General features: G+C 42.4%; 7 protein-coding genes and 1 other annotated feature. All 7 genes read right to left on the bottom strand.

The genetic code is table 11. The features are described from left to right. Positions 1-112: 112 nt before the first annotated feature. Positions 113-1,504 carry a tetratricopeptide repeat protein gene (locus H8Z82_RS12310; RefSeq protein ID WP_019162516.1) on the bottom strand — a complete coding sequence of 464 codons (1,392 nt, stop codon included), beginning with the start codon at positions 1,502-1,504 and terminating at the stop codon, positions 113-115. A gap of 10 nt (positions 1,505-1,514) precedes the next feature. Further along, a complete protein-coding gene (locus H8Z82_RS12315; protein WP_019162517.1) occupies positions 1,515-1,667 on the bottom strand; it encodes a hypothetical protein in 153 nt (50 codons plus the stop codon). After that, complete coding sequence (locus H8Z82_RS12320) at positions 1,664-2,962, bottom strand: bifunctional folylpolyglutamate synthase/dihydrofolate synthase (RefSeq protein WP_019162518.1); 1,299 nt, start codon at positions 2,960-2,962, stop codon at positions 1,664-1,666. Before H8Z82_RS12320 ends, H8Z82_RS12315 begins: the two co-directional genes overlap by 4 nt. Positions 2,963-3,144: 182 nt before the next feature. After that, positions 3,145-5,178 (bottom strand): LTA synthase family protein, encoded by a 2,034-nt coding sequence (locus H8Z82_RS12325; protein ID WP_019162519.1) that lies wholly within the window; start codon positions 5,176-5,178, stop codon positions 3,145-3,147. Between the two features lie 12 nt (positions 5,179-5,190). Next, the gene (locus tag H8Z82_RS12330) at positions 5,191-7,845 is read right to left on the bottom strand and encodes a valine--tRNA ligase (RefSeq protein WP_186995268.1); all 2,655 of its coding nucleotides are present in this window, start codon (positions 7,843-7,845) and stop codon (positions 5,191-5,193) included. A 100-nt stretch (positions 7,846-7,945) separates the two neighbouring features. After that, positions 7,946-8,179, bottom strand: a binding site (T-box leader). A gap of 83 nt (positions 8,180-8,262) precedes the next feature. After that, a complete protein-coding gene (locus H8Z82_RS12335) occupies positions 8,263-10,473 on the bottom strand; it encodes a hypothetical protein (protein ID WP_186995269.1) in 2,211 nt (736 codons plus the stop codon). An 11-nt stretch (positions 10,474-10,484) separates the two neighbouring features. After that, positions 10,485-11,718: ATP-binding protein (locus tag H8Z82_RS12340; protein ID WP_207724667.1), on the bottom strand; the 1,234-nt coding region annotated here is incomplete at its 5' end.

The following is an 11,718-nucleotide window of genomic DNA, read 5'->3' on the forward strand; positions in this document are numbered from 1 at the left end:
AAAGAGACACCCATATTTCTATGTGTATCTCTTTTGTATTTTCGCAATGATCCGTTATTTTCCAATTCATGTATCAGATTCATGTCAAGTGGATATTCGCAATCCGCTTCGGTTAATATCCGGAATCATCATAAGAACCCTCATCATAATTCCCTTCATCATAAGAGCCATCATCATAAGAACTATCATCATAGGAGCTGTCATCATAAGAACTGTCGTCATAAGAACCATCTCCACTGTCTGAATAACCCTCACCTGTATCGTCTGCTCCTGTATCTCCTGCACTGTCAGCATTATCCCCGGAGGAATCTGCCTGTCCTGCAGCACTGCTGCTCTCAGATCCGTCCGCACTTTCATCAATACCTGTCACACCGGTATCATTACTGATGGTATTGTAAATACTCTTCAGATCATCCGGCAGTACATTTACATATACATTCTGAAGCTTCAGGGCAGCCTCATCCATATTCTGCTGCTTATAGGCGGCATAGGCTTCCAGAAGGGCCTGATAGGTACTGCTCTTTTTCTGCTCCTGTGCGATCTGGGCGGAAGCTGCCTCCACCGTATCATCTGACTCTTTCACCTGGCTCTGTGCTTTTGTAAGCTCTGCTCCCTGGCTGGATACCGCATCACTGTAACTGACGATCTGCTGATTGGCTTCTCTGTAAATTCTCTGCTTGATCGCCGGTACAGCCAGCAGATAAAAGGCCAGCAGACCAGCTGCAAAACCAGCCACCAGAGTAAAAAACAAAGAAACTCTGGATCGTTCCCTGTAAGCAGGCGCCTGAACCATCATCTCCGGTCCCATTCCTGCTTTCTCACCACCAGTCTCATCCCCATTCCTGAAAAGTCCCTTATTCTGACGTCCAAGCTTTGTGGAAACTCCGGTCTGTTCCTCAATTTCCTTCAGGAAGCGCAGGGTCGTTGTATTCGTCTGATCGATCCTGGCTGCCTTCTTCAGGGTTCTTCTGGCTTTGTTGTATTCTCCCTCCTTGATTCTGATCAGGGCAAGCAAATGATATCCCTTGATCAGCTTTGGATTCTGGGAAAGTATCTTTTTCAGCCGTATGGCTGCCATATCCTCATGCCCCTCTCTGCACAGATTCAGGGCCTCATTATATTTTCGTATTGTCTCATTGATCACCTCAAGCTTATTGGAATTAGCCTGAAGCTTATTAATATATTCCGAAGCCAGATTACGGCTGGGCTGCAGATTCTTGCTGATCACCCACTCACTGAGGGCAGCTACCACCTCACCTGTCTCAAAATATACCAGTCCCAGCAGATTCCTTGCCTGAATATTGTACTTACTGTAAATCAGGCTCTGCTTCAGACAGCTGATCGCTCCTGACAGATCACGGACACTGGCTTTCTCCAGGCCCAGGTTATAATACTGCCTGGAAAGATAATCCGCCTTTTTCTGGATCAGTACATTACATCCGCAGTGCGGACAGTAATCCAGGTCCCTGTCTGTCAGGAACGCACCACAATTCATACAGTTCATCTGTTTCTCCTTATTTCGCCCTTCTGCCGCTTTTCGCTTCCCTCAGGACTTCCTGAAGTACATCCAGGATATCCGTCAGTTCTCTGTCATATATGGCACCCTCAGCATCTGTCACATCCAGACAGGGCTCAAATTTCTTAAGTTCCTCTTCATAATCTATCATTTTTTATTTCTCCTGATCACATCTTTAATCTCGCCCACCAGGTACAGAGAACCTACACAGAACAACATGCCCTTCTCTCCACGTAGCTGCAGTGCTTTCGCAAAAGCCTCCTCCAGATCAGGAACAGCCTCCACACAGTCACAGCCTGCGTTCTCAAACAACCGGGCAAAATCCTCTGCAGGCACCTGGCGGTAGCCTCCCACTGAAGTCACTACCACATGCTCAAAGTGAATCCTGTCACAGATCGTTTGTATCATATCCCGGTAATCCTTATCATCTACTGCGGAAAAAAGCAATGTCAGAGGATATTCCTGCTGAAAATGCTCTGCAGTCTCCACAAATTTCTCCACACCGTCCTCATTGTGGGCACCATCTACGATCACGCCCGGCAGAACTGTCTCCATACGTCCCTGCCAGCGGGTCCTTCTGATTCCCTCCTGCAGCTTATCCATGGAAACAGGAATTTCTTTTCTCAAAACCTCCATGGTTTTCAGGGCCAGGGCACTGTTCATCACCTGATACTTTGCAATAAACGGGATGGAAAAGACCGTATCCCCATAATAATCATTTCGGAATGAAAAATCAATGCCTGCAGAAGTATTTCTCATAATTTCCGTATCTTCCCTCTTTACCTCATACCAGGGACTTCCCAGCTTCCTGGCAGTCTCTCTGATCACTTCTGCAGCATCAGGCGCATTCCCGTCAAAAATCACCGGCACTCCCGGCACAATGATCCCGGCCTTCTCTCCTGCGATCTTTGCCACAGTATCTCCCAGATACTGCATATGATCCAGACTGATAGAGGTGATCACACAGGCCACCGGATTCTCCACAGCAGTGGTAGCATCCAGTCTTCCACCAAGCCCAGTCTCCAGTGTTACGTAATCCACACCGGCTTCTGCAAAGATCAGCATTCCCATGAGAAACAGCATCTCAAAATAGGTAGGATGATAGCTTCCCTCTGCCACCAGTTCATCTGCCAGTGCCTTCACCTTATGAAAGGCCTTCAGAAATGTATCATTATCAATATTCACCTCATTGATCTGAAAACGTTCATTGATTTCCACCAGATGAGGAGAGGTAAACAGACCGCAGGAATATCCAGCCTCTCTGAGAATGGAAGTAAGAAAAGCACAGGTACTTCCCTTTCCATTGGTTCCTGCCACATGGATCACCTTAAATTTGTTCTGTGGACTGCCAAGTCTCCTCAGGCATTCCTTCGTATGCTCCAGACTGTTTTTCTTTGTAAATTTGGGAGTTTCATCAATATAAGCAACCGCTTCTTCGTATGTCATAAAAAAATCCACCACTTTTATATAATGTTTCGTTATCTTTCGTATAATCCACAACAGACTTTTTCCTGTGGCTTATACCAATTAGTTACTCTAACATTATATAATAGTGATGGAATATGTCCAGTACCAATCGTAATATTTTATCCGACAAAATCTGTAAACAGTAACTCTGATTTTAAAGTTTAACTGTCCGTATCAGATTCTGTATCCAGTTTCCATGGATTCTGTGCATACAGAGCATAACAGGACCGGTCATAGCTCTTACTCAACGGCTTTCTGGTAGAACTGTTGCTTCGCTGGATCACCGCCAGCCTGTCAAAATCATTAAGCTGGGTTCCCGTGATCATCAGTGTGGTAGGATTCAGATAAACCGTGTCATACCATTCTCCGTTCAGCTTAACCTCACTGGAAGGAGTAAACTCTGTTCCCTTGATATAATAGGTATAATCAGTATCCGAAATACACCGAATGGAATCCAGAGTGGTATCATAAATACCCATCCGCATTTTGGTGCGCAGATAAGGGCTTTCTCCGGTCTCCCCGTAAGAATATCTCTTTCCATAAAGCAGGTCGTACTGCAAGGTTTCCAGATCCACCTGATAATTCTTTGTATTTCTCCTTGCCTGATGATAGCGGAAAATGGTTCCCTCATGGATACCAACCCGGTCCATGACCTCTGCAGCCATCTGGTAGGCAGCCAGATTTTCTTTTTTCTTCTTCAGGCCAAAATTATCCCACATTACATATTCTGTCTGGAACAGATATTTATTATCCAGATCCTCCACAGTCAGTCCCATAGTAGGCAGATGGTCCCCATACATAACCAGAACCACATCCTCCGGATAATCAGCCAGCTTGTCTGTGAGATCCTTTACAAAATTATCCATCTCATGGATTTCATTCACATAGTATTCCCACTTATTATTTTCTTCTTCCGTAGGCGCACCGGAAACCGTGATCTCCGGATCCTCCAGAATCTGCTCATCCGGGTAAGCACCATGGCCCTGGACAGAAATCGTATACACATAGTCCGGACCTTCTGTGGAATCCAGACATTTCAGAATCTCATCTGTAAGGACTGCATCCTTCACCCATCCATTGGGGTTTTTCTCATTTTCCCGCGCCATATACTCCTCGGAAGTAAAGGTATCAAAGCCCAGATTTGGGAAAATAGACCTTCTGCCATAGAAGTTTGCCTCATTATTGTGTACTGCATGGGTGCTATACCCCAGATTCTTCAGCACATAAGGGGCGCTCTCACAGGTTGTCTCTCTCAGGATACTCTTATAGGGATATTCACCGGGGCCAAAATAATGCATGCTCATACCGGTGATGGATTCAAACTCTGTATTTGCAGTTCCTGCTCCTACAGAAGGAACCTTATAATATCCGGAAGAATAGTTCTCCATCAGCTTCCGGAAGGTAGGGATCGGATCCTCAGAAATATCCAGATACTTCACCAGGGTAGGATCAAAGAAGGATTCCAGCTGGAGGAAAAGAATATTCGGTTTTTTCTCTTCCTGAGTCTCCGGCAGGTTCTTCTCTGTTTTCTCGATTCGTTTGATCTCATCCTCAGAATAATCCCTTGGACAACTGATTCCTGTGTTAAAGATCGTAGTTGCCAGACAATAGGGATATCCATAATCCTCATATGCAAAGGCAATGTTTCCAAAATAGTTGGAAAGCACCCTCTTCTCCAGTGCCAGCTGTGTGCTTCCTGCAAAAAGAGCTGCAGCCAGAAGGATCAGAGGAATATTATAACGGTACTTTATCTTGTTTTGATACTTCGGTCCTTTGATAAAAAGAATCAAAAGTAAAATAACAAGGATTCCAAACAGGATGCAGACTGCCACAACACCTGCAGCAGGCAGGTATTTGTTGGCAACCTTCAAAGCATCTGTGATCAGATGCAGATCCGGTCCGGTAAACGGTGTAACACGGTTCAGCAGCAGTACGCCGTTAATAATAGCCAATATCAGCCAGAACAGTGTTACCAGGACTCTCCAGAACACCCTTCTGTGAAACAGATAAACAATCAGTGACGAGGTAAAAATAAATGCGGTATTATAAGCAAAAACCATAGGTTTCTGTGTCATATAATTCCATGCTTCTACGAACGAGTGACGACAAATCGCTTCCATAATAAAATATCCCACAGCACTTGCCAGTGCATGCAAAAGAAGGGAAATTTTATTACAAATCCTATATAATTTCATCTAAGCACTCCCTTATTTCTGTAACTGCTCTAACTGTCCTTTAACCTTATCCATCATTTCTTTGTATTTCGCAAGCTTATCCTTCTCCGCATCCACCTTGGCAGCAGGTGCCTTGTTTACGAAGTTTGGATTATTCAGCATACCTTCGCATCTTGCAATCTCTTTTGTGAGACGTTCTGTTTCTTTTGTAAGACGCTCGATCTCTTTGTCCTTGTCGATCAGGTCTTCCAACGGCATATATACAACCGCATTGGAAACAACTACGGAAACTGCATCCTCGCTGATTCCATTCTTGTCTGTCTGTACCAGGATCTCTTTTGCAAATGCAAGATTTACAAAGGATTTCTTGCTGTTTTCATACATTGCTGCTGTATCCGCATCCTTTGCAACGATATGCAGGCTTGTCTTGCGATTGTTTGGAACATTCATTTCTGTTCTGGTATTACGGATACCTCTTACAACCTCCTTGAAGCCCTCGATTGCTTTCTCAGCGTCCGGGAAGTTTCTCTCTTCTCTGTATACCGGCCATTCGGAGATCATAATAGACTCTTCTTCAGGAAGAAGTGTGCAGTAGATTTCCTCTGTGATAAACGGCATATATGGATGAAGAAGCTTCAGACCTTCTGTCAGTGCTGTTCTTAATGTCCACAGTGCATCGTTTGCAGCCTTCGGATCTTCCTCTGCCTTCCACAGACGAACCTTTGCCATCTCAATATACCAGTCGCAAAGCTCATCCCACAGGAAGTCATAAACCTTCTGTACTGCAATACCAAGTTCATATTTTTCCATATTCTCTGTAGCTTCGCGGATCACTGTATTTAAGTGAGACAGGATCCATTTATCCTCTGCACAGAGATTATTTAAGTTCTCAGGTTCAGTTACTGTCTTGCCTTCCAGGTTCATCATAATGAAACGGGAAGCATTCCAGATCTTGTTTGCAAAGTTACGGCTTGCTTCTACCTTTTCCCAGTAGAAACGCATATCATTTCCAGGTGCATTACCTGTCATCAGAGTAAGACGAAGTGCATCTGCGCCGTATTTATCAATAACTTCCAGAGGGTCGATACCATTTCCAAGAGACTTACTCATCTTACGTCCCTGGGAGTCACGTACCAGACCGTGGATCAGTACATGATGGAACGGAACCTCTCCTGTCTGCTCCAGAGCAGAGAATACCATACGGATAACCCAGAAGAAGATAATGTCATATCCTGTAACCAGTACGTCTGTCGGATAGAAATATTCCAGCTCCGGTGTTTTCTCCGGCCAGCCAAGTGTGGAGAATGGCCATAATGCAGAACTGAACCAGGTATCCAGTGTATCCTCATCCTGATGAAGATGTGTGCATCCGCATTTCGGGCATTTCTCTGGCATTTCTCTGGCAACTACTACTTCACCGCACTCATCACAGTAATAAGCCGGGATTCTATGTCCCCACCATAACTGTCTGGAAATACACCAGTCACGGATATTCTCAAGCCAGTGCAGATATGTCTTGTCAAAACGTGACGGAACGAATTTCAGATCTCCGTCGTCCAGTGCTTTAATTGCTGCCTTTGCCATCTCGTCCATCTTTACAAACCACTGTGGCTTGATCATAGGCTCTACGGTTGTACCGCAGCGGTCATGGGTTCCAACGCTGTGGTTGTGAGGAACTACTTTTACCAGAAGTCCAAGCTCTTCCAGATCTGCTACCATTGCCTTACGTGCTTCATAACGATCCATACCAGCGTATTTTCCGCCAAGCTGGTTGATGGTCGCATCGTCATTCATAATGTTGATCTCTTCCAGATTGTGACGGCGTCCAACCTCGAAGTCGTTAGGGTCATGAGCAGGTGTGATCTTTACACAGCCTGTTCCGAATTCCTTATCTACATATTCATCAGCGATCACCGGGATTTCTCTGTCTGTAAGAGGAAGCTTCAGCATCTTGCCGATAAGATCTTTGTAACGCTCATCTTCCGGATTTACGGCAACAGCAGTATCACCCAGCAGAGTTTCCGGACGAGTAGTTGCGATCTCTACGAAACGTCCCTCTTCCCCTACGATCGGGTAATTAATGTGCCAGAAAAATCCGTCCTGATCCTCATGCTCAACCTCTGCATCAGAGATGGAAGTCTGGCATACAGGACACCAGTTGATGATTCTGGAACCTTTGTAGATATAGCCTTTTTCATATAATTTGATAAATACTTCCTGCACTGCCTTGGAACATCCCTCATCCATTGTGAAACGTTCTCTCTCCCAGTCTGCAGAAGCACCCAGTTTCTTTAACTGATTAATGATCTTTCCGCCGTACTCCTCTTTCCATGCCCATGCATGCTTTAAGAATTCCTCACGACCGATATCGTGTTTGTCAATACCTTCTTTTTTCAGCTTGTCGATAACCTTAACCTCTGTAGCGATCGCTGCGTGGTCAGTTCCCGGCTGCCATAATGCTTCATAGCCCTGCATTCTCTTGAAACGGATCAGGATATCCTGCATGGTTTCATCCAGCGCATGTCCCATGTGAAGCTGGCCGGTTACGTTTGGCGGCGGCATAACAATAGTAAACGGTTTCTTGTCCGGGTTTACTTTTGCATGGAAATATCCATTATCCATCCATTTTGTGTAAAGACGCTCTTCGATTCCCTTAGGATCGTAAGTTTTTGCAAGTTCTTTGCTCATAATGTCCTCCTGATATTCTATATCTTTAATAAAAGCATCTGCGGATCACTCCGCTGTAAGCAGTCAACGATAAAAAACGCCCTCTGCACGCATTATACGTGCAAAGGGCGACATAGATCGCGGTACCACCTTAGTTTATCTCTCATTCCCTTAACGCGGGATACGTGAAAGCCTACCATGGGCGCATATGAACCTTAACACTGTCATACCACTCACTTCAGCCTCCCGGCTCCAAAGCTACCTTCAGCGCTTCTGTTCCCGGGAAACCTTCCAGCTTATAAGCTTCCCTCTCTGTGGGGCATTACCGCCTACTCCTCTTTTTCACAGCCTTTTTCTGGATTCTACTATAATGAAAAAAGGCTTTCTTGTCAAGAATGTTTCTCCGGATTTCACAAATTTATGAAGCATCACTGCCGATCAGGACTGTCTTTGGTGTACCCGGCATCTTTTTTTGATTTCTACTTTCTGTACTTTAGACCAGTCTCCATATTCCAGCCTGCCATTAGCTTTTTTCTTATATCCCCGGCAATACAGATAATATTTTCCTTTCTGAATGTGCTTAAGCGTCATGTAGGTACCCATTTTTACATTTTTAAACTTTTTTTCTGCTGCGAATTTTTGTTTTGCAAGATTTTTCCTGTCAGATACCAATACACATTGATATCCCTGCGCTTGTGCAGAAGCTTCTGCTATACAAACCCTAACTATATTACTGTTGTCATATGTTCTGGCTTCCCCCAGCAGCGGTGCATTAAGTTTTTTATATGCGGCAATTTTTATCGGCATTTTTACTGTTGTATCCAGATGGTCGCCATTTGTTTCAGGATCATCAAATATCAATTCTCCCATAACTACAAATTTCTGTGCTTTTTTACAGTTTTTCTGATAAGCACAGTGTTTAACATCCCATTTCACATCTACAGCAAAAGTTGTTTTCTTCTCGGCTCCATAAACATGTATATATTCGGGCAGACCTAATCCTTCCTGTGTTTTTTTCACACCATTTACATGTTTTATTGTCTGTAGTTCAGAAGGTACTACTCCGCAAAAGTATTGATCACTTACCTCAAAACGATAGTATATTGATTTACAGAATATTTTTCCTTCTGAATTCTCTCCCATAACCTTAAGTTCAAGGGAATGCCAGCCCGTGGGCAGATTTTCTTTTGGCTGCACATTTATGGTAACTGTTTCTCCTGCTTTTAATGTTCTTGTGGATGGCATACTTATTGTAAACTCAGTACTGTTTTTATCTATATACAGAGTCATATCTTCCTGACTGACATTTTTCACTTCCATAGATAAGGCTTTAGGCAGTGTATCATATTTCCATATCTTTGTTCCAAAATCTGTCTTGTCTGCTGTGACCTGAAGATGCTCTGTCTTGTCCGGTTTCTCTCTGTCCATCTTTATATGTATTGGATATCTGCTTCCGTCATTTGCACAAAGATAAACCACTTCATCATAAACTCCGTATTCCTGTTTGGGCATGATCATAAGCCTCTCTTGCTGCCCTGGCTTCAAATCTTTCAGCTTAATCTGTCCCGAATCAATTTCATTCAGTCCTTCCTCATCCATAAATACGAAATGTCTCAGTTCTGAAGCATCTACTGTAACCGTAGTATCTTTCTGTCCGGTAACTCTGAAATATATTCCTTTCGGCCAGTCTTCCCAGCTCTCCTCATCCTCTGTAAACCAAATCCTGTCATATTCCGGCTTTAAATCATAATCCTTGTCCGAAGATGGTCCTATGGTCAGCTTCAGATTTATGTCACAAGATGCGCCTTCTTCTGTATGAACTGTTACTGTTTCTTCATATGTTCCCCTTGGGAGCTGCTTCTGAAGGCTCACTTCCACCCACAAATAGGTGTGCGTTTCAATCTCTTCCCTATCACTTACTTTACATTTGAAATAAGTCCCTTCTATTGTTTCATATACCGGATGCAAGGTTTGGGTTCCTGTGTTGATCAGAGGTACTTTTCCTGAATAATCGCTGCTTTGACTTTCCGGAATCACTCCCAGGTCTTCATTCGAATCCAATTTTGCCTGATCATAATCATCCAGAAGCTCCAGTCTGTAAGGGACCTCCTCTCTCTCCCTGCTTCTGATCTGAAAAGAGATTTTTTTGTATACAATCAGCTCTCCGTTATCCGCCTGAACTCCAAAGGAATAATATCCCATTCTCTTCGGCATTCCACTGAGCACTCCATCTTCGGAAAAAGTAAAACCATCTGGCAGTTTATTCTCTCCGCACAATTTCCACTTCACAGGCATTTCACTGTCAGACTTCAGTTGTACAGAATAAAATTTATCTACATGACCGTATTCCAGTTTATCCGGCAAAATAGAAAATACTTCTGAGGGATTATCTTTTGTTTCATCGTTTTCTGCATCTGCATTAAATACTTCAGATGAATCTGTTAAATTTCCTGTATTTTCATTATCACTTACTGCATCATCCGCTATTTCCACATCCTCTGTATCCATCGTACTGTTGCCATCTGTCAGCTCAGTCTGTCCGTCAGAAAATAGAGTAATATCCGTCTCCGAAGCCCAGGCATAAGATGGCATCGTTGCTGTTATTGCAGCGCAAAGCAAACATGCTGTTATGGTTTTATAACTTTTCATTTTCTTCCCTTTCATATAATAATATCGACTTCAAAAAAACTTTCATCATAACTAAAATGTACGCTTCCATTATATTTTTCAACAATGTGCTTCACGCTCTCTATCCCCCATCCATGCCCAGCTGTGTCCATTTTATCCGTCAGGAACTTTTTTCCCTTTTTATTTGGTAATTTGCTATTAGAATTCCACAGCTTGAATATTAGCGTATCATTCACATTCTTCATCGTTAATTCAATTTTTCGCTTCTCTTTACATTTTGAAGCAGCTTCAATCGCATTATTAATCAAATTTTCAAACAGAATAATGAAATCCATATCATCCACAATAATATCCATAACCTCAGCATTTAAGCAAAAATCTATATCTAGTTCATCCATTTTTCTTTTTTCCATTGTGATCACTCGATCAACAATGGAAATACCCGTCCAATAATCTTTTCTCACAAATTTTTCCTTACACCTGCACAACAATTGCTGAATTTCTTCTAAGTCACCGCTTTTCAAAGATTCTTCTATAAAATTTATCATATATTTTTCATCATGTACTAAGCAGCGATATTCACGATAATGTTCATTTAGTTGCTGATACTGACTTGCCATCATATTATTTCTTACTTCTAAAAGATTCTTTTCTGTATCAATATTCTTTATATAATAATGAATCGCAACCAACATTAAAACCAGCATTATTGCTGTAATAACCATAAAACCAATGATCAATGCCTTTTCTTCTATTATTCCATTGCAAAAATAGAAAAACAAATATAGAATACCACATTCGATAGCAGAAACTATCCAAATTATGTTTAGATTCTTTTTTAGCAGCTTTCCCATCCAAACATCAACATTTAGTATTTTCTGCAATACATACATTAAAATGCTAATTATTGCAATCCATAGTGCCCCCTGATATGAATTTGTTAAATTAATTCCACTGTATAAATACTCCCTCATTGTTCGATGAGTAAGTAAACCAGCTGTAAGTATATATAATATTTTCAGAAATCCTATATTAACTAAATATATAACTTCCCACAAATATGCCTGAAAAAATTTGCAATTATAAAAAGCTAATAAAAAAAATGGCATATATGAATTTCCTGTTAAAAGTTCCATCCCAGACAAATATGAATTCCAATACTGAATAGTAAGAAGAGCAGAAATCAAAAGAAACAACATAATTTCCTTTATCTCAAAATATTTCGCACGATGTCGACTTATAAAATCAGTATTGGAATTCATATTT

Source organism: Blautia difficilis, from assembly GCF_014297245.1.
Classification (GTDB): Bacteria; Bacillota; Clostridia; order Lachnospirales; family Lachnospiraceae; genus Blautia_A; species Blautia_A difficilis.